Source organism: Cyclobacterium salsum (assembly GCF_010119245.1).
GTDB classification, from domain to species: Bacteria; Bacteroidota; Bacteroidia; order Cytophagales; family Cyclobacteriaceae; genus Cyclobacterium; species Cyclobacterium salsum.
This window is the reverse complement of record NZ_WNKG01000011.1, coordinates 55,844-75,008: the sequence shown is the minus strand read 5'-3', so window position 1 is coordinate 75,008 and position 19,165 is coordinate 55,844. Positions and strand designations below refer to the sequence as shown.

The following is a 19,165-nucleotide window of genomic DNA, read 5'->3' as shown; positions in this document are numbered from 1 at the left end:
AAAGAGTTCATCTCTCTTCGTTTGCATCTTTTCATTTTTATTGCTCAAACGCCTGCTTCAGGGTTTTGGAAAACACGCTCAAATCCTGGGCACCGCTGATGGCATATTTTCTGTCAAAGACGAAAAATGGAACGCCCTTCACTCCTAACTGGCGGGATTCCAGGATGTCTTTACGAACATCCAACGCGTATTCATCGCTATCAAGTACTTTCTCGGAATCAGTGAGGCCGATGTCGGTTGCCAATTCCAGCAGGGTATTCCTATCGTCGATATTTTTACCTTCTGTAAAGTATGCTTTTAGAAGTCTTTCTTTTGTTTCTACCTGCTTCTCCTGATTTTTTGCATGGTGAAGCAGGCGGTGAGCCCGGAAGGTATTGGCCACTACGGCATTGTCCAGGCGATAGCGTAAGTCCAGGGCGGCTGCCTGTTCGGTAACGTACTCGTTCATCTGCCGGGCCTGGTCCAGACTCATTCCTTTTTCTCTGGCAAGAAACGCATTGATGGAAAGTCCCGGTTCGGTTTTTACATGGGGCATCAATTGATAGCTTTTATAGGTCACATCGATGGAATCCCGATGTTCAAATTCCTCCATGGCTTTTTCTAATTTTCGCTTTCCCAAATAGCAAAAAGGGCAAACAATGTCACTCCAAATTTCTATAGTCATTGAATTATTTTAATTTTGTTTTAGACAACTTTACCGTAGGATTTCTTTGATCAAAGGGATAACACCTTGTCGCTGGGATGGGTTCTTACTTCGGTGTAGATTTTGCTATTCGGGATACCCGGATTATACCGGAGAAAAATAATTTCTGCAGCAGGTTCTCTGGTCGAAATTTTTGAAAAAGATTCTTTATATTACCAATAGCAAGGTTTTTGTGAGGTAAAATAGTAACTTAATTTGTATATGAGATCATTCACCACTAAATCGATATGATGGAAATCATTTCTACCCTAAAGAAACTAATTGAAGTAAGGTTTAATATCATAAAATCTGAAATAGCCGATCAGATCAGCAGCATGGCCGCCCGAGTGGGGGTATTGGTGATGATGGTCTTGTCGGCATCTTTTATCCTGCTATTTGGCAGTATCTCTCTGGCCTTTTATTTTAGTGAGATTTATGGAAGCAGTTCCGTGGGCTTTTTGTTACTGACGGGAATATATTTGGCACTCTTTATTGTCTTGTACCTGATAAGAAATGCCTCCTTTTTTCAAAAGCTATTAAAAAACTCGCTTTCCAAATACGTGTTTTTATTTGATAATAAAAAGGACTGAGACTGATAATGGATGAGGCATTAAAAAGGCAATCGGAGGAGCTGGAGCAGACGCTTCAGAAACAACTTGAATTACTGAAACAGGATTCGCAAGTTTATGTGAAAGTAGCGGGCATTGCATTGCTCGGAGGGCTTCTGGCAGTGGGATCGGTAAAGTTGCTTTCCAGAAGCGGTAAGCGTGACGAACACAAAGAGAAGATCAAAAAGAAAAAGAAAAGAGGGTACTCCTTCTTTCGAAACATCCGGAACAGGCTATTTTGGATGGCATTTGATTACGGTAAAGCCCGGCTGATAGAGAATTTTGTAGCCAACATGGGCAAAGAAGATGAATCAAAGAATTGAGTTAAAGGAATTGCTTTATCAGCGAAGCAAGGAAGGGACTAAAAGTCTGGCCTTGCTGATCGATCCTGAAAAGATGGATAGACAAGGTCGCTGGCTGAAACAAGCTGAAAAATATGCTTCCTTCCCGCTGGATTATTTTTTTGTCGGTGGCAGTTTGGTCAATCCGGAAAAGCTGGCGATCTGTATAAATAAACTGAAGCAGGTTAACGAATATGGAGTACCGGTAGTCCTTTTTCCCGGAAGTGCCATGCAGGTATCTGAAGAAGCAGATGCCATCTTGTTTTTATCCCTCATTTCCGGAAGAAACCCCGAATTATTGATAGGACAACATGTTCTTGCTGCGCCCGCCCTTTCCAGGAGTGGATTAGAGATCCTGCCCACGGGTTACATGTTGGTAAACGGAGGGCGGCCCACGAGCGTGGAGTACATTAGCCAAACCATACCGATTCCCCGGGATAAAGAAGATTTAGCGGTAGCGACTGCACTTGCCGGAAAATTCCTGGGCTTGTCGCTGTTTTATCTGGATGCCGGAAGTGGTGCCCACCTTCCGGTTCCGCCGGAAATGATCCGGGCAGTTCGTAAATGTATTGGCTCCCCGCTCATCGTAGGAGGCGGTATTAATTCCCTATCCAAAGCACAAAATGCCTGGGAGGCGGGCGCAGACTTGTTAGTCATAGGGAATGGGGCAGAAAAAAACCCCGAACTGATAGCCGAGGTTTTTCATTTTTTGCGATGTTATAACGCCTCATTGAACGTTAATTAAAGATTCTCTTCTTCTCATTTTCCCTGCAGGAAGTCCGTACATCATTTTAAATCTTCGGCAGAAATAGGCGGTATCCTTATACCCTACTTCTTTTCCAATATCCCGAATGCTTTTCTTGGTGGTCCTTAACAATTCTACCGCTGCTTCCATTCGTTGGTATTCGATGTAGTCCTGAGGGTTGATACCCGTGAGCATCTTGAAATACTGTCCCACATAATCTTCGGACACATTGGCCACTTTTGCCAATACCTTGTTGGAAAGATCTCCTCCAATGTTCTTTTTGATGTAATTGAACATGTCGATGAGTCTGGGGTCTTTGAAGTAGGTGCTGTTGGTCGATAATTCTTCCACAAATAGCCTGTTTTTCAGGATATGGCGAACTAATTCTACCACTAAAAGCTCTGTGTACAGCTTGATAACCCGTTCTTTACCCGGTGTATTCTGCTCGGATTCTTTTACCACATCTTCCAGAATGGAAGCAATTCGGTCATTGAATCGAATGACAAAGGCAGGTATGCCCAAGGAATTAAAGAAATTGACTACATCAAAAACCTTTGCTTCAAACGTAACGGAGGTGATGCAATCGTCCTCCACGTTTTTGATGTCTTTAAAGCTAATGGTCTGTAGGTATTTTTTCTTATTCTCCAGGAAACTTTCGTTATTGGTTTCATTTCTCTTGGTTACGGTACCAAAAGAAACACGAGTAGACCTTCCAGCAGGTATAAAAAGTATTTCCCCTTCATTAACAGATTCTTGGTCATCCCCGAAGTTAAGCGAACCCCTGTGAAGCAGGATGGCTGTGTTTTCAGAATCTGCATAGTCGGTGATGGTTACTGGCCGCTCTATCTTGAAGTTATTTCCTTTAACGTACCTTACCCCAACCGACTCAATCACCTTATTGTAATATTCCATGATCAGTGCCTTTAGGTTTATTTTTGTAAAAGTATATTTTTTTTCTGATTTGTGATGACAATTATAGATAAAAAATTAGAATAAACTAAATTTCGATATGAAAATTAATATATATTTTTAAAAATCCACAGCTTATACAATTATCTTAAAATGTTTCTCGATATAACTATTTTTTGAATTTCTGAAGTGCCTTCATAGATTTGTGTAATTTTCGCGTCCCGCATCATGCGTTCTACCTGGTATTCCCGCACATATCCATATCCTCCGTGGATCTGAATAGCCTCTGAAGTGACTTCCATCGCCACCTTTGAGGAGTACAATTTGGCCATGGCACTCCATTTTGAGTAATCCCTTCCCCGGTCTTTGGCAAAGGCGGCCTCGTAGCACAGCAGTCGGGCCGCTTCAATTTCTGTAGCCATGTCAGCTAGTTTAAATTGAATGGCCTGGTGTTCACAGATGGGTTTACCAAAGGTTTTTCGCTCTTTGGAGTAGTTCAGGGCCCTTTCGTAAGCTCCTTCCGCAATGCCAAGTGCCTGCGCAGCGATTCCAATTCTGCCCCCGTCCAGGGTTTCCATCGCATACCGGAATCCAATACCCTCATCACCGATTCGGTTTTCTTTGGGGACTTTGACGTTGGTAAACATCAGTGAATGGGTGTCGGATGCCCGGATGCCCATTTTGTCTTCCTTAACGCCCACCTCAAATCCTGCCCATCCTTTTTCCACTATAAATACAGACATGCCCCGATGCCCCTTGGATGGATCGGTTTGTGCCAGGACCAAACAGATAGCAGAAGAATTTCCATTGGTGATCCAGTTTTTTGTTCCATTGAGCAGGTAATGATCTCCCATGTCTTCGGCGGTGGTCTTTTGAGAAGTAGCATCAGATCCAGCTTCTGGCTCGGACAAGGCGAAGGCTCCCAGTAATTTTCCGCCTGCCAAAGGGATCAGGTATTTCTTTTTTTGTTGCTCGCTCGCATATTTTTCAATTCCCCAGCATACCAGGGAATTATTGACAGACATGATTACACCGGCAGACGCATCGATTTTGGAAATCTCCTCTATGGCCAGTACATAGGAAATGGTGTCCATTCCCCCTCCGCCATATTCAGGTCGAGTCATCATACCCATAAAGCCCATTTCGCCCATCATCGCTGTTAGTTCCTTAGGGAATGTGGCTTGGATATCCCTTTCGACGACACCGGGTAACAGGTGAGTCTTTGCAAATTCCCGGGCAGCCTCCATTACAGCCAGGTGCTCTTCGGTCAAATCGAAATCCATAAACGAGGGGATTAAAGGTTAGTTGCTATTAGTAATACGCTAAAAACAAAAAAAGGGGCAATCATTGCCCCTTTTAATTTTATGGTAAAATATTGGTTTTTAGTCCCTTCCGCCGAAGAAAATAAAGAAATAATAAGCCAGCGTTGCCAGAGAAGCAAGGGCAGCTACTACATACGTCATGGCAGCCCATTTTAAGGCATCCTTAGACATGCCGTATTCCTGAGGTGTCACGATATTACGCTCCTTTACCCAAGCCAGGGCACGGTTGCTGGCATCGAATTCTACGGGTAAGGTAACCAGACTGAACAAGGTCAGCATGCTAAAGGAACCTACGACTATGATGCCTACGGCTTCATAAGGAAGTCCGAGTAGCGCAATACCACCGAAAAGCGAAGCAATTAATACAAAGTTTAGAATCTTCCCACTGATGTTCTGAATGGGTACCAGAGCGGATCGTAGCTTCAGCCAGGCATAAGACTGGGCATGCTGAACCGCATGACCACACTCGTGGGCAGCTACTGCAGAAGCAGCGGCGTTTCTACCATAATACACATCTGGACTCAGATTCACTGATTTGTTCATGGGGTTGTAATGGTCAGATAGCTGACCTTCCCCGCAATTGACACTCACATTGTGAATACCATGATCTGCCAACATCAGTTCCGCTATTTCTTTACCGGAAAGATTGGCTTTCAGGGATGTTTCAGAATACTTCCTGAATTTACTTTTGAGCTTGTTACTTACAACGTAACCCAAAATACCGAATACCACTACTATTAATATAATTCCCATTTTTTTGTTTAATTATTTTCTTGCTAATAAACGTTTCTTTCTTCGCTAAGGTTACTTATTCTTTTTGGTAAAAAATAAAGCAAACCGATTCCTCCCAATACCAAAATGGTTATCATTTGGGAAGCATGAACCACCATTGCAAATATCTTGCCCTGCTCCTCTGAAATACCATAAAACAAAAGTATAAAGGCGACCATGGCATGGAAGGTGCCAATGCCGCCCTGTACCGGTGCTACCATGCCTATGCTGCCCATTACCAACACCATTAATACCGAACCCATTGATAATGAGTTGGTAGCGGGCATGGCAAGCGCGATCCAATACATCATTAGAAAATAGATTAACCAAATGAGTAAAGAGGCAGTCCAAAAGCCCCATTGATTTTTCATTTGGTAAACCGTCTCGATGCCACTGACAAATTGTCGCAAAAACTGTCTAATTTTCCCCGCCAGGCGGTGGTTTTTGAATTTTAAATACCCGAGGTAAAGAGCGACCGCTATGCCAAGCAATATCACCATCCCTAGCACAAAATAGCTCTGAACAAACTGGCTCAAAGCAGAAATAGAAACCAGCAGGCCAAAGATCTCCAAAAACACAGCTCCTTGGAGCAGAAATGCCAGGGTGACCATCAAGACCATAAAAGCCAGGTCTATGGTTCGTTCCAAAACGACTGTTCCAATTAATTTGCCTGTGGAAATGGGGTAAACCCGAGTAACTGCCCCGCACCTTGCCAATTCTCCGGCTCTGGGCACCAGTAAATTGATCAGGTATCCCAACATAAGTGCCCAAAATACAGGGGCTGTTTTTACCGAAACGGCTTCTCGTGTGGCAATCAGCAATTTCCACCGCCAGGCACGGAGCAGGTAACCGATGAGACCCACAAATAGTGAAGCTCCCAGCCAAAACAAATCCGTTTCTCTCAAGGCCGAGAGGATCGTTTCTTTTTCCAGGTCTTTATACAGAAAGTAAAAAATACCCACAGCAATAAGCAGGGGTAGGGTCAGTTGGAGTCCCCGTTTTAATTTTCTATTCAAATCAGCCGGTTTTGTTCGTCTGGGAAAATCACGATCGGTTGATAGCCCTTCGCCTCTTCGAAATCCATGCTGGCATAAGAAATGACGATCACAATGTCTCCGACCTGGGCTTTACGGGCAGCCGGCCCATTGAGACAAACCTGTCCACTGCCTCTTTCGCCCTTGATGACATATGTTTCGAGGCGCTCCCCATTATTGATGTTGACAATCTGAACTTTCTCATTGGCAATAATATTGGCGGCATCCATCAGGTCCTCATCGATGGTAATGCTGCCCACATAATGAAGTTCGGCCTGGGTTATTTTTACCCGGTGTATTTTCGACTTTAATAGCTGAATGTGCATGACAAAGGTTAATTCTGCTTCTCGCTGATGACAATATTGTCAATTAAACGGATATTTTCTATGTAAGCAGCAATGCAAATGGCGAAAGGGACATGCGGAATTGGGGAGTTTATCAATGAAAACCTGCTTAATTCTACCAATTCCAGGTAATCCGGCTCAATGGATGCAGGCCGAAGTTTTCGTTCGATAATCTCATTTTTAAGGGATAACCAATCTTGTCCTTTCAATAGTTCCTCTTTGCAAAAAAGCAGGGTTTCGTAAAGTAGGGGAGCAATTTTTCTTCCCTTCTCCGAAAGCCGAAGATTTCTGGAGGAAAGCGCCAGTCCGCTTTCTTCTCTTACGGTAGCCACCGTAACAACGGAGGTAGGAAAAGAAAGGTCCTTGACAAGCTTTCGAATCAGGGTTACTTGTTGCAGGTCTTTCTGACCGAAATAAGCCCGATCAGGTTGTAGGATATGAAAGAGTTTGGAAACCACGATGCCTACACCATTGAAATGACCGGGACGAAATCGCCCCTCCAACACCTGTTCGATAGGACCGAAATCGAATTCGGTACTGACCGCTTCCGGATACATTTCCTGTTCATCCGGGATAAAAACCAGGTCGACCCCTTCCTCAGAAAGCATTTGCATATCCTGACGCAGGTTTTTTGGATAGTTTGCCAGATCTTCCGGGCTGTTAAATTGGATGGGATTAACAAATATGGAGACAATGGTTACCTCCGTCTCCTTTTTTGATCGGCGAATCAATTCCAAATGGCCCCGGTGAAGGGCTCCCATGGTAGGCACCAGCCCTATGGACTTTCCCAGGCCTTTTAATCTCTTTACATGCTGTCTGACAGCGGGTATGGTGTCAAATTTCTCCAAGTGATGCGTTGGGATAGTTTAGGAAAATAGGTGCAAAAGTATATTATTCTGAATAAAAACAATGGGATTTGCTGATTTTTTTTGTAATTTTGTAGTCCCGTTATATCCCTTTAACAAAACACACTAGATATGTCTAAACTTCGTATTCTTTACGTAGCAAGTGAAATCAATCCTTTTCTTCAAACTTCAGAAGTAGCTAATTTTGTGAGGGCCTTGCCTCAGGCAATGCAGGAAAAAGGAATGGAAATTCGAATTTTGGTTCCCAGGTTTGGATTAATCAACGAAAGAAAGAATAGGTTGCATGAGGTAGTGAGGCTTTCCGGAATCAATATCTCTGTGGGAGAAGAGGAAAAGCCACTGATTATCAAGGTGGCATCCATTCCCAATGCCAAGCTACAGGTTTATTTCATCGATAATGAAGACTATTTTCAGCGGAAAAGCGTTTTCTTTGATAAGCAAAATAAGTTTTACGCAGACAATGACGAACGAGCGATTTTCTTTTGCAAAGGGGTACTGGAAACGGTCAAAAAACTAGGCTGGGCACCTGATGTGGTGCATTGCAACGACTGGATGACCAGTTTGATACCTTTGTACTTGAAAACAACCTACAAGAACGAGCCCCTTTTCAAAGAAACAAAATCCGTATTCGCCATTTATAATAACGGATTTAGTCATAAATTTGGGGACGATTTGTTTGAAAAAATAAAAATGGTAGACATTGACGACAAGCTCCTGGCCCCTCTGAAGTCCAAAGATTATGAAGGATTTCTAAAATTGGGAATGGAATATGCAGATGTTGTCGTTAAGGGTGAGGATATTTCCGAAAGCCTGACCGCCATGATACAGGAATCATCAAAAGACAAGCAGTTTGAAATTAACAGTGAAGAAAAAGACCAGCTTTTTGAAAGTTATTACAATATCTACACGGACCTTGCTGGCTAACGTCCATGGATTTTTAATCGCCTTACTCATTTTCACAAGTGCTTGCTCCGACCCATCCGAGATTGGATTGGTGCTGGAACCGGATTCAAATCAGATAGGGGTTTTCTATGAAGAAATACCCCTTTCTCCTTATTTGGTTCTTGCCGATTCATTCAATACCACCAGCCAAGGTAGGCTATTGGTAGGGGGTGACCAGAGTGAGTTCTTTGGGACCACCCAAGCCATTGGGTATAGCCGGCTTTCTTTTAATCCCAACGGCATCCCCCCGGAGCCCGATGCCTTATTTGATTCTGCTGTATTCACCATGAATGTGGTGGACTTGATAGGCGAAGATTTTGACGAAGAAAAAGCGTTCCGGGTACACCGGCTCACCGAACCAATCCTTGACACGGCCTATTACAACTTCAATCACCTTTCATTTGAGGAGGACAAAACCATCGCCTCCGGATCCTTTCTCTTGGAACCGGATACGGTAAACCAACTCCGAATGGACGTTTCTCCGGATCTGTCTGCCGAACTTTTTGAAAAGCTCACTACTGACGATCCGGCCTTCGACGATATTTTTGCCTTTCGGGATTATTTTCCAGGCATTGCCATCACAGGTGATCCCGGGCAAAACACATCGCTTTCTCTTGCTACCGGAAGCGGAACGGGTATGGTTTTGTATTACCATTACGATGGAGATACGGTGTCTACCGCTTATCCAATCAATACCATTCAATCCCGTCATTTTAACGGCATTTTAAATGACCGGCAGGGTTCGGCCATTAGTTCTGTCGTAGAAAGAGGAGAAGCATATGAGGTGCCTGGAGAACGAGTTGGTACGAAGGCCGGTTTGGGACTTATGGTCAAACTGGACATGAGTGCTTTACATGGGTTTTTGGATACACTCGAAAACATAACCTTCAACCAGATCATGCTGGAGGTAGGACCAGTTGAGGAATATCCTGAATTTAAAGCTCCCTACAATCCCTTGGTCATGTATTTTGCCACCGAAGATAATGAAATCTACCGTAGGTTTGATGGAGCAAAAGTTGCCATTCAAGCCGAAGGGCAGGGGCATACAGGCCTGGATCCGGAAGGGAATGTGGTCCCGACCACCAACAATCAAACCGGGTTGATATATAATCCCGAAGACCGGTTGTATGCCAATCAGATTACTTCCTACGTAAATGCGATATACCGTTCCGGATTGGTGCGAACGGATTTATTCTTGTACCCCAATATTCCCAGCACAGAAAGAAATCCGGTAACCTCAGATGCCTTCAAGCGCTCGCTTCGGGAATTCAAGCTGCCGAAAGAAAATATTAAATTAAAAGTTTATTATACCAGAATCAGGTAACAACATACCAACAATCAAGGCGTTTTTGTAAAAAGTAACGCTGCCCATTGATGATTTGTTTTCTGGCCGACAGGTTTCAGGTTATAAAGACCTGCCTCCCTGCGTATATCTTCGCTATCCCCTTCGTAAAAGCCACTCAACAAAAGTTGGCCGGCAGGAGTTAGTTTAGTGCTGTAGGTTTTTATTTCATCCAATAGTACGTTTTTATTGATGTTTGCCAATATCAAATCGTAATGCCCGGGGGCTTTCACCGTGGTAATGCTGCCTTTTTGCATGTACAAACCAGTTAGCCCGTTTATTTCAAAATTTTCATTCCCATTTTCCACGCTCCATTCGTCTATATCAAAGGCGATCACCTCTTTGGCTCCCAGTTTTTTAGCCATAATAGCCAGAATACCCGTTCCTGAGCCAGCATCCATGACCTTCTTGGCCTGAAGGTCCAGGGAAAGCATCCATTCCAACATAAGGAAGGTGGTGGCATGGTGTCCGGTACCAAAAGACATCTTTGGGTTGATGATGATTTCGTGGATGAATTCATCTGTCCTACTTGGATGAAAAGTCGCTCGGACATATACCTTGTCAGTCAGACTAATGGGGTCGTAATTTTTTTCCCATTCTTCATTCCAATTCATTTTTGGTAAACGCCTTTCGTTTACCTTAATCTGTGCGGGCTTTTCGTACTGGGCAAGAAAGTTTTCCCAAAGGGAAGTATCCAATGTACCTGACAAAATACAGGCATCAAAACCCGTTTCTGTTTCCAGAAAGGAATCAAAGCCTATGTCAGCCAACTCGGCTATTAGTATGTCTTTGTATTCAGACGTGCAAGTGATGTTAAATTCCTGATACTCCACTGATGAAAGGGTTAAATAGCCGGTTAAAAAAAACCCGGACAGGATTATGCCCGGGCGTAAACGAGTGCCGAATTTTAGAAGGATTGAACAATTGCTACAAAGTCTCTGGATTTCAGAGAAGCTCCTCCTATTAAACCTCCGTCAACATCTGGCTTGGAGAATATTTCCTTGGCGTTGTCAGGCTTGCAGCTACCCCCATAGAGAATGGAAATTTCATTGGCGGTGGCATCTCCGTATTTTCCAGCCAGGTGGTTTCGGATGGCGGCATGCATTTCCTGTGCCTGCTCTGAAGAAGCCGTTTTGCCGGTGCCGATCGCCCAGATGGGCTCGTATGCAATGACTATCTTTTTTAATTCCTCCTCCGTGAAATCAAATAAACTGGCGGTAAGTTGATCCTTTACGTAGGTTTCATGCGTTCCGGATTCCCGGATTTCCAGGGGTTCGCCACAACAAAATATCGGTTGCAATCCGTTATCCAGTGCTTGCCGGGTTTTTGCAGTCAACAGTTCATTAGTTTCGTTGAAGTACTGCCTTCGTTCACTGTGACCAATGATGACATAGCTAGCGCCAAAAGAGGCCAACATGGCCGCAGAGACTTCTCCTGTAAAGGCTCCGGATGCCTGATCAGAACAATTCTGCCCGCCTAAATGCACCCGGTCTACACCTGCTATTAGTTTATTTACGGCATGCAGGTGTACAAAAGGCGGGTTTAATACCACGGTGACATCGGCTGTCGGTTCATCTTTTATCATATTCACAATCTCCGACGTCAGTTTTTGCCCTTCTTCCTGGAGACAGTTCATTTTCCAATTTCCTGCTACAATTTTTTTTCGCATGATATATTAGTTAAGATTTATATATTTGGTCAGGATTATCCCGTTGGTAAACCAAAAGCTAAAAATACGTAAAATGTCAGTTCCAGAAAAAGGAAATGCAGCTTCCGGCTCAAAAAAGAAAGTGAGCTTTTCTCAGGGCCTAAAAAAAATCTCCTCTTATTGTGCTTACCAGGAACGCTGTCTTATGGAGGTCCAGAATAAGCTGGAAGAATGGGGATTGTCCTCCTCAGAAACCGAAAAAATCATCGACAAACTCCTGGAAAATGATTTTCTTAATGAAAGCCGCTTCGTAGAAAGTTATGTGCGCGGAAAATTCGGTCTCAAAAAATGGGGCAAGGTACGCATCCGTCAGGAACTGAAAATGCGGGAAATATCCAACGAATTGATAAGGGAGGCCCTGGATGCGATTGATGAATCGGAATACCAGGAAACCTTGAAATTTTTGGCAGATAGGAAATGGAAGTTGACCGGAGAGCCGGATTTATACAAAAAGAAAGCAAAAGTTGCGCGCTTTTTAGCTTTCAGGGGCTTCGAAGCCGACCTGATCCGGGATATAGTGGATGATCTGGCTAATGCTTAGGTACATACCGATCCTCCAACTCTCGTGGGATCACGTCAATCACATTGGCCAATACCAGCTTTACCAGAGTTCTGGAGGCTATGTAAACCGGTATTTTGGCCAGCGCCATGTATTCTTTTAACGTGATGTGTGGGCGGGAGACCAGGGCTTTCATCAGGAGTTCCTCCTTCTTACCATATTTGAATACAATATCTTCTTGTCTTTGTTTGCGTTTCATGATCTCCCACATTTCCCTGCTGGCCTGTATGCTTTTATCTGCTACCCGCACAAAAGCTTTTTTACGCCGATTTTCCAGGATGTAATGTGGGGCGGATTTGCTTTTTCTGATCTCATAGACAGCAACCCCTTTTTTAGGGCTTAGATCAATCACATATTTTTTCAAATGCAGGGCAGGCAAAATCAATTCCTGAATGGCTTTGTCCATGGCATAGACTTCTTCCTCTATGTACCGTTGCCCGCTGACAGTGCCATCATCGTCTACACCAATTAACAAATGACCTCCTTCCGTATTGGCCATGGCCACAATTTCCTTGACGATTTTTTCGGGATGGGCTGCTTTCTTCTTGAATTCCACGCGCAGGCCTTCTCCTTTCTGTGCTATTTTCCCAATATCCTGAACCGTCATTCCCGTTAATTTATCAATACTGCAATGGCCACCCTTAGCCCCAGGGTGCTTTCATGAATATAATAATCCACCATGCTTTCCAGTCGCATCCGGTAGGTAAAGTTGTGGGTGTATCCCAGCCCGACTCCCATATCGGCATCGTTGCCGACCAGGGCTCTGGCTCTGATAAATACCGGTTCCAATGGATACCAGCGAATTCCTCCGGTAACCTGATTGGGTCGGTTTAAATTGTATTCGTAACCTCCCGAAAAGGAAAGGTGGTGCAAGTAGAAATAATTGACCTCCCCACCGAATTGGGCCCTTTCCATCACCTGGTTCAGGTCGGACCGAACCAGGTCCAATCCTGCACTGACCAAAAAACTTCCGCCCGCCTGCTGAGCTTGCACCCGGTTTATTCCAAGGGATAGCATCAGTAGTGAAAAAACGATTAATCCGGACTTTTTCATGAGGAACCTCCATTCAGGGTTTCAAGTCGCTTCTGCAGTCCCATCCACTCGTCCCGAAGACGGGCAGCTTCCATAAAGTTAAGTTCCTTTGCGGCAGCTTCCATTCGTTTCTGCGTTTGTTTGGTGAGTTTTTCCAATTTTTCCCGGCTTAAATACTGAATTACCGGATCCGCTGCTACGTCTACCTCTTCGGGATTGTTTTCTACATAGATCTTCGCGTTTCGTTTGCTATCGGCCACCTTCGTCTGCCCCATAATTCTATCCCTGGATTTAATGACCGTTGTGGGGGTGATGCCGTGGGCTTCGTTATAGGCTTTCTGTTTGACTCGTCGGCGGTTGGTTTCGTCGATCGCCGATTGCATGCTATCCGTAACCTTATCGGCATACATGATGACCCTGCCTTCGGAATTCCTGGCGGCGCGGCCGATGGTCTGCACCAGGCTCCTTTCATTTCGCAGGAAACCTTCCTTGTCCGCATCCAAAATGGCAACCAGGGCCACTTCCGGAAGGTCCAGTCCTTCCCGAAGCAGGTTCACGCCTACCAAAACATCAAATATTCCGAGCCGTAGCTCTCGCAATATTTCCACCCGGTCCAGTGGTTTTACCTCCGAGTGGATGTACCGTGATTTTACGCCGATTTTCGCCAGGTACTTATCCAGTTCTTCGGCCATCCGTTTGGTAAGTGTGGTTACCAACACCCGGAAGCCTTTTTGGATCGTCTGGTCGATTTCCTCCAGCAGGTCATCGATTTGATTGCCACTGGGACGGACATCTATTACAGGATCAAGCAGACCGGTAGGCCGGATAATTTGTTCTACCACCACTCCCTCGGATTTGGTCAATTCATAATCGGCGGGAGTGGCGCTGACATAGATCGTCTGTTTGGTCAGGGATTCAAATTCATCAAATTTCAGGGGCCGGTTATCCAATGCGGAAGGCAATCGGAAGCCGTATTCCACCAGGTTTACTTTTCTGGACCGGTCACCGCCCCACATGGCCCGGACCTGTGGAAGGGTAACGTGACTCTCGTCGATCACCATCAGGTAATCATCCGGGAAATAATCGAGTAAACAGAACGGCCGGGTGCCCGGATGCCTACGGTCGAAATAGCGGGAGTAATTTTCCACCCCGGAACAATACCCCAGCTCCCGAATCATTTCCAAATCAAATTCGGTCCTTTCCTTGAGCCGCTTTGCTTCCATCAATTTCCGGTTTTCCTCAAAAAAACGTATCTGAGAGACCAGGTCATCCTGAATTTCATGAATCGCTGTATCGATCACGTCCCTGCCCGTGACAAATAAATTAGCGGGAAAAATAGTGATGAGGCGTTCGTCTGAGATTTTTTTTCCGCTTTCAGGATCCACCCGCTGAATGGCTTCGATTTCATCTCCCCAAAAGAAAACCCGGTAGGCAAAATCGCCATAAGCCACAAATATATCTACGGTGTCTCCCTTTACCCGAAATGTTCCCCGGGTAAATTCACCCGTCGTCCTACTGTACAAGACTTCTACCAATTTGAACAGAAACTGATTTCTGGGTATCCGGTCTCCTTCCTGGATTTTGATCACGTTTTTTCCAAACTCTTCCGGATTGCCGATACCGTAAATACAGGAAACGGAAGCCACCACGATAACGTCCCTTCTGCCCGAAAGCAGGGAAGAAGTGGCGGAAAGTCTTAATTTTTCAATTTCTTCATTTATCGACAAATCCTTCTCTATGTACGTCCCACTCGTGGGAATGAAGGCCTCAGGCTGGTAGTAGTCGTAGTAACTGATAAAATACTCCACCGCATTGTCCGGAAAAAATTGTTTGAATTCCCCGTATAGCTGGGCCGCCAGTGTTTTGTTATGGCTTAATACCAGGGTGGGTTTTTGTACTTGCTGGATTACATTGGCAATGGTAAAGGTTTTACCGGAGCCGGTTACCCCTAAAAGTACCTGGGATGGTTCTCCTGAATTTACCCCGCTTACCAGATTTTTAATGGCAGTTGGCTGGTCTCCGGTAGGCACGTAATCCGAAATGATATTAAAATCCATATAATTTTAATTTATTTAAATACAACGTCGGATAGGTGGTGAATAGTTTTCGCGGTTACCTCCTTTTATCCAAACCGATGAACGCCTTTACGTTATAATATAGAAAATTGGTTCTTAGCAAAATGATCAGCAACAGGGGCAGAATGCTGGGGTGAAAAGACTGAAATCCCAATATCCATATGACCAGTGCCAGGTCGGTGAGGATCATGCTTGTCAGAAGCAACTTTTTCACCAATGGATGAAGCGGTCTGACCAAAAGGTACCAGGCTACGATCAGGTGTAAGGGGAAGGCCCAAAGGAGATTCCAATTGTACTTCGTCTGCGAATGCTCCGTGAAAAACCAAAGAAAAACCACCAGCAGTCCCAGCAAACCCAAAATGGTAAAGATCCCGATATCCAGGCCGTAGTAAAGTCTTTTTTTCCTGAATCCAAAAAACGTAATCAGGCCCACGATGATGGCCAGGGCCCAAAAGACCAAATAAGGACTGGAAAAATCCCATTGTTGTCCTTCGGTATCCGGGAATTCGTAGACGGTGTGGTTTTGAGCAACCAGTGCTCTTTCCGGACCGTCCCCGATAATGGTGGCCCGTTGAAAAGCGGCTTCCAGGTAGTCGGGTAAAAAGAGCTTTTCATTTTCATTGGCCGTACGGTCAATGACCGCACCCAGGGCCAGATCTATTCCCAGGTCCGACCAGGGCAGTGGGTAGACGTATTCGTCGATCAAATTCCGGAAGGATTTTGAAGGAGCATCAGTGGGATGATTCCACTTTAGGGAGGAACCCAGCACGGTTTCCAGCATTTCCTGGATTCTGGTGGAGCAATTGTCAAAGAAAAAGTCATACCGGTAATTCCGGTTTTCCGGTCGGTAATTGTTTTGCAGAAAGGCTACCAAATCCCTGGCTTGTGCCTCTGAAAGTGCCAGCTCCTGTTCACGTACATTTCGCTTAAAATAATCGTACTCATAGAGAAAGTTCTCCGTAGTGGTCAGTGATAACTGATAATCCAGGGTTCGACGGATAAATTTGACATAGAAAAAGGGTGTATTGAAGTCAAAAGTGCCATAATTAAAGACCAGATCCCTGCCAGAATCCAACTCCCTTACCCGTATGGCACTATGTCCAAAAGTGGAGTATAGTTCGTCTCCGGGATCGCAGGTGAGCAGGCTTATTTTGAAACGCTGTGCCTCCGAATCAGGAATGGAGGTAAGTCCAACAAACAAGGTTAGGCTTACATAAAAAATGAGCCTGGCAAATGAAAGGTGAAATGGATGTTCCATGGAATCGGGAGATGACTGGAGATTAGGGCGTAATGGATCGTGCAAATTTACAGGATTAATTCTGTTTTCGGGTAATTCCCCACTCAAATCCTTAACAGAAGCAATTCCCAAAAAAGTCGGATTTATCTAAGTAAAAATGAGTTTCCTATAAAAAAATATGCATTACATGCTTTGGTTTTTGCGGATGATTTCTTATTTTTAGTATGAATTCATTTTTATTCAGGATATTTTTTATAAAATGAAACCTTGCATTACCAACCGCGAACTACCGTGCATTCGGGCAATGGGTACCATTTTCCTGCTGCTTTCCTGTGTTTTTTGGACAAATGCACAGATAGCCCTCACACCCAATAGCTACCGTACCCAATTGCCCCAAGATGGCGTTGGTGACTGGAGTGATGCCGGAATCTGGGAGGTTTTTGATGGGGTGTCCTGGGTAGCTGCAGGGGCTCCGCCCAATAGAAACCACGGTGTATTTATTCTCAAAGGAAATGAAGTCAGGCTAACCCAGAACCAGGAAGTAGGCAATCTTTTCCTTTTTGGAGCAGTGGATGCAGGAAAAAAATTGAATTTACAGGCCTTTGATCTGGAGGTATATGGGGCTTTACATAGCTTTGACGTTAATGCAGGTGGGGAGTACGTGCTTTACGGTAGCGCCTGGTTAGGGGATGATTGGATTTACCCAGAAACAGGCGAGATTGTTTTCAAGGGCACCTCCAGGACCGTCGTGGATCGGGGCTCCTGGAGCGGGCAAAACCTGGCAAGTAGGTTTTCCGTAGTTTTTAACCCAGATCCGGGAGAAGAATTGGTGGTTAATGCCGTGTTCAAAGCCAGCGATTTTTTGATCCAAAGTGGAACCGTCCGCCAAACAGTTAATACCAACGGGGATCCGGCGACTTCCACTTTTTCCTTTACAACGACCGAGCTCTTTGGTACTGAAGATTTTGGCGAACTTCGCATCGCTTCCGGTGCCACCTTAATTTCCGAGGCGACTAAGGAGTTTGACCAACTGATCCGAAGGTCTGACTCCAAACCAGCCAGTTCCTTTATTCTGGAAGAAGGAGCGAACCTGGTGCTGCTCGGGCAGGAGCCGGAGATAGATGCCGTAAACGTGGTATTGGATGGAAACGTATTTTATGCTTCGGAAGGAACCTCCCAGGAATTTTTGCAGGCATCCATGGCAAGCGCACAGCAGGATTTTGGCTACCAAAACCTGTACCTACAAGGAGCGGCTTCCAAAGTTCTTCCGGACCAGTTGCCGGTTCAGGGGGATTTTATATTGCTCTCGGGGGGAGCTGCCGATGGCTCCAATACTAATCTGCAGCTCACAGGCCCAACCGATCAGGAGCTGGATGTTCCCGGATTGCTGCTTTCAGGTTTGCTGATAGACAAAGTCGCAGGCCTGGTAACGATAAATGATGATTTGACGGTTACGGAAAACTATTCACAGGTGGGTGGAGACGTTGATTTTCAACAGCATCAACTTATCCTGGATTTTGATGCTACGGGTTCTTATACCTATTCCGGAGGAAATTGGTTTAATCTGGGTGAATTGCGCTATGAAAGCCTGCCACTGACATTGGATACCGGAAATGCCCTTTTTCCGTTTTTTGATCAATCCCTGGATGCACCGAGGCATTTACTACTGGAAGGAATTTTATCCACGGCTGGCCAATCGTTAGTATTAAGCTATGTTGAAGCACCCGGTGTGACATATGATCCAGGTTTTTTAGATGAAGGGGTGGCAGTCGTGTATCATTTGAATAGCTTTTTTGAAATCAGTACTACCGGAACGGATTCCGGACAGCTAATAGCCTGGGTTAGTGCGGAGGATCTGGCAGTTCAGGATATCGATCACCTGCGGGTAGTCGGAGACGGTCTGCCCGCTATTGGAGTACACGAGCCTGCCGAAGAAAAAGATGGCTGGCTCTGGGCAAAAAGAACTTTTGATTTTCAGGAAGCACAAAATAGTCTGCTGACCATTGGCAGTACGAGTTCCCTGAGTGTTTTGCCCCTGGATTGGAACGGACTGCAGGCCAATTTGTTGGGTGACAGGGTTGTCTTGTCCTGGGAGGATCATTCCGACGAGCGGGTGGATTATACCATTACCCGGTCGGGTAGCGAAGGGAAGGAGTTTTTACCTATCGACAGCTTTCAGGTAAATCCGGGCAATCAGATGGTGTCGTATGAAGATATCAATTACCCGCTCGATCAGCCATTCTGGTTTTACCAGATAGTGGGCAAAGAAATGGATGGCCTGCTCACTTACAGTCCGGTGATTCGGGTAACGAACCCGCTGTACCGATACCAGGGTCCAAAGATCCATCCCAACCCCTACCTTTCCGGGCCTCTTAACCTGGTCCTGGGCAGTATGTCTTCGGAGGAAATAACCGTTTGCAAAGTTTGGAATATGGAAGGAGTTAATTTTCTAACCCTTTATTTCAAAGAGGATTTTCATGCTGGAATTTTAGAAAATAGATTGGCATCACTTCCTGCGGGAAACTACCTGATACAGCTTTTAGGGGTAAGGGAAGTGCACACACTCAAATGGCAGAAACACAACCAATAAAATTTGTATTTTATATACTAATAAACTTTTTTTAAAATAATAAATTGAAAATACTATA

20 protein-coding genes are annotated in these 19,165 nt (G+C 44.9%); 7 read left to right on the top strand and 13 right to left on the bottom strand.

Annotation, left to right across the window (positions count from 1 at the left end; genetic code table 11):
• Positions 1-37: 37 nt before the first annotated feature.
• A complete protein-coding gene (locus GJS45_RS18740) occupies positions 38-664 on the bottom strand; it encodes a DsbA family oxidoreductase (RefSeq protein WP_162343405.1) in 627 nt (208 codons plus the stop codon).
• A 266-nt stretch (positions 665-930) separates the two neighbouring features.
• Between GJS45_RS18740 and GJS45_RS18735 the strand changes: the two genes are divergently transcribed.
• Genes GJS45_RS18735 through GJS45_RS18725 form a run of 3 tightly spaced genes read left to right on the top strand, consistent with a single transcriptional unit; the run spans position 931 to position 2,376 of the window.
• Complete coding sequence (locus tag GJS45_RS18735) at positions 931-1,272, top strand: phage holin family protein (protein WP_162343404.1); 342 nt, start codon at positions 931-933, stop codon at positions 1,270-1,272.
• Positions 1,273-1,280: 8 nt separating this feature from the next.
• The gene (locus GJS45_RS18730) at positions 1,281-1,613 is read left to right on the top strand and encodes a hypothetical protein (protein WP_162343403.1); all 333 of its coding nucleotides are present in this window, start codon (positions 1,281-1,283) and stop codon (positions 1,611-1,613) included.
• The gene (locus GJS45_RS18725; RefSeq protein ID WP_162343402.1) at positions 1,597-2,376 is read left to right on the top strand and encodes a geranylgeranylglyceryl/heptaprenylglyceryl phosphate synthase; all 780 of its coding nucleotides are present in this window, start codon (positions 1,597-1,599) and stop codon (positions 2,374-2,376) included. The genes GJS45_RS18730 and GJS45_RS18725 overlap by 17 nt, the downstream gene beginning before the upstream one ends.
• Here GJS45_RS18725 and GJS45_RS18720 read toward each other — a convergent pair.
• The 6 genes from GJS45_RS18720 to panC all read right to left on the bottom strand — a co-directional run bounded on the left by GJS45_RS18720 (position 2,359) and on the right by panC (position 7,604).
• On the bottom strand, positions 2,359-3,288 hold the full coding sequence (locus GJS45_RS18720) for a helix-turn-helix domain-containing protein (protein WP_162343401.1): 930 nt from the start codon (positions 3,286-3,288) through the stop codon (positions 2,359-2,361). The genes GJS45_RS18725 and GJS45_RS18720 overlap by 18 nt on opposite strands.
• Positions 3,289-3,428: 140 nt before the next feature.
• Positions 3,429-4,568 (bottom strand): acyl-CoA dehydrogenase family protein, encoded by a 1,140-nt coding sequence (locus tag GJS45_RS18715; protein ID WP_162343400.1) that lies wholly within the window; start codon positions 4,566-4,568, stop codon positions 3,429-3,431.
• Positions 4,569-4,667: 99 nt separating this feature from the next.
• Positions 4,668-5,360, bottom strand: coding sequence for a zinc metallopeptidase (locus tag GJS45_RS18710; RefSeq protein ID WP_162343399.1), 693 nt, complete (start codon positions 5,358-5,360; stop codon positions 4,668-4,670).
• Between the two features lie 23 nt (positions 5,361-5,383).
• Positions 5,384-6,394, bottom strand: a complete 1,011-nt coding sequence (locus tag GJS45_RS18705) for a lysylphosphatidylglycerol synthase transmembrane domain-containing protein (RefSeq protein WP_162343398.1) — start codon at positions 6,392-6,394, stop codon at positions 5,384-5,386.
• Complete coding sequence (gene panD / locus GJS45_RS18700; protein ID WP_162343397.1) at positions 6,391-6,738, bottom strand: aspartate 1-decarboxylase; 348 nt, start codon at positions 6,736-6,738, stop codon at positions 6,391-6,393. The genes GJS45_RS18705 and panD overlap by 4 nt, the downstream gene beginning before the upstream one ends.
• Before the next feature lie 8 nt (positions 6,739-6,746).
• Positions 6,747-7,604, bottom strand: a complete 858-nt coding sequence (gene panC, locus GJS45_RS18695; protein ID WP_162343396.1) for a pantoate--beta-alanine ligase — start codon at positions 7,602-7,604, stop codon at positions 6,747-6,749.
• A gap of 129 nt (positions 7,605-7,733) precedes the next feature.
• On the opposite strand from panC, the gene GJS45_RS18690 reads away from it, so the two are divergent.
• Entirely contained in the window at positions 7,734-8,546 is an 813-nt protein-coding gene (locus GJS45_RS18690; RefSeq protein WP_162343395.1) for a glycogen/starch synthase, read from the top strand.
• A complete protein-coding gene (locus GJS45_RS18685) occupies positions 8,506-9,888 on the top strand; it encodes a DUF4270 family protein (RefSeq protein ID WP_235954864.1) in 1,383 nt (460 codons plus the stop codon). Before GJS45_RS18690 ends, GJS45_RS18685 begins: the two co-directional genes overlap by 41 nt.
• Positions 9,889-9,902: 14 nt before the next feature.
• On the opposite strand, the gene prmA is transcribed toward GJS45_RS18685, so the two are convergent.
• Positions 9,903-10,739 carry a 50S ribosomal protein L11 methyltransferase gene (gene prmA / locus GJS45_RS18680; RefSeq protein WP_162343394.1) on the bottom strand — a complete coding sequence of 279 codons (837 nt, stop codon included), beginning with the start codon at positions 10,737-10,739 and terminating at the stop codon, positions 9,903-9,905.
• A 74-nt stretch (positions 10,740-10,813) separates the two neighbouring features.
• A complete protein-coding gene (gene tpiA, locus GJS45_RS18675) occupies positions 10,814-11,575 on the bottom strand; it encodes a triose-phosphate isomerase (RefSeq protein ID WP_162343393.1) in 762 nt (253 codons plus the stop codon).
• A 73-nt stretch (positions 11,576-11,648) separates the two neighbouring features.
• Between tpiA and GJS45_RS18670 the strand changes: the two genes are divergently transcribed.
• Complete coding sequence (locus tag GJS45_RS18670; protein ID WP_162343392.1) at positions 11,649-12,155, top strand: regulatory protein RecX; 507 nt, start codon at positions 11,649-11,651, stop codon at positions 12,153-12,155.
• On the opposite strand, the gene GJS45_RS18665 is transcribed toward GJS45_RS18670, so the two are convergent.
• From GJS45_RS18665 to GJS45_RS18650, 4 genes are read right to left on the bottom strand one after another with little or no spacing between them, the layout of a single operon-like run.
• Entirely contained in the window at positions 12,145-12,780 is a 636-nt protein-coding gene (locus tag GJS45_RS18665; RefSeq protein ID WP_162343391.1) for an AlbA family DNA-binding domain-containing protein, read from the bottom strand. The genes GJS45_RS18670 and GJS45_RS18665 overlap by 11 nt on opposite strands.
• 5 nt (positions 12,781-12,785) lie before the next feature.
• The gene (locus GJS45_RS18660) at positions 12,786-13,226 is read right to left on the bottom strand and encodes a hypothetical protein (protein ID WP_162343390.1); all 441 of its coding nucleotides are present in this window, start codon (positions 13,224-13,226) and stop codon (positions 12,786-12,788) included.
• Positions 13,223-15,262 (bottom strand): excinuclease ABC subunit UvrB, encoded by a 2,040-nt coding sequence (gene uvrB, locus GJS45_RS18655; protein ID WP_162343389.1) that lies wholly within the window; start codon positions 15,260-15,262, stop codon positions 13,223-13,225. The genes GJS45_RS18660 and uvrB overlap by 4 nt, the downstream gene beginning before the upstream one ends.
• A gap of 55 nt (positions 15,263-15,317) precedes the next feature.
• Entirely contained in the window at positions 15,318-16,538 is a 1,221-nt protein-coding gene (locus GJS45_RS18650; protein WP_162343388.1) for an Lnb N-terminal periplasmic domain-containing protein, read from the bottom strand.
• A 238-nt stretch (positions 16,539-16,776) separates the two neighbouring features.
• Here GJS45_RS18650 and GJS45_RS18645 point away from each other — a divergent pair, with 238 nt between their 5' ends.
• Positions 16,777-19,107, top strand: a complete 2,331-nt coding sequence (locus GJS45_RS18645) for a hypothetical protein (protein ID WP_162343387.1) — start codon at positions 16,777-16,779, stop codon at positions 19,105-19,107.
• Positions 19,108-19,165 lie beyond the last annotated feature (58 nt).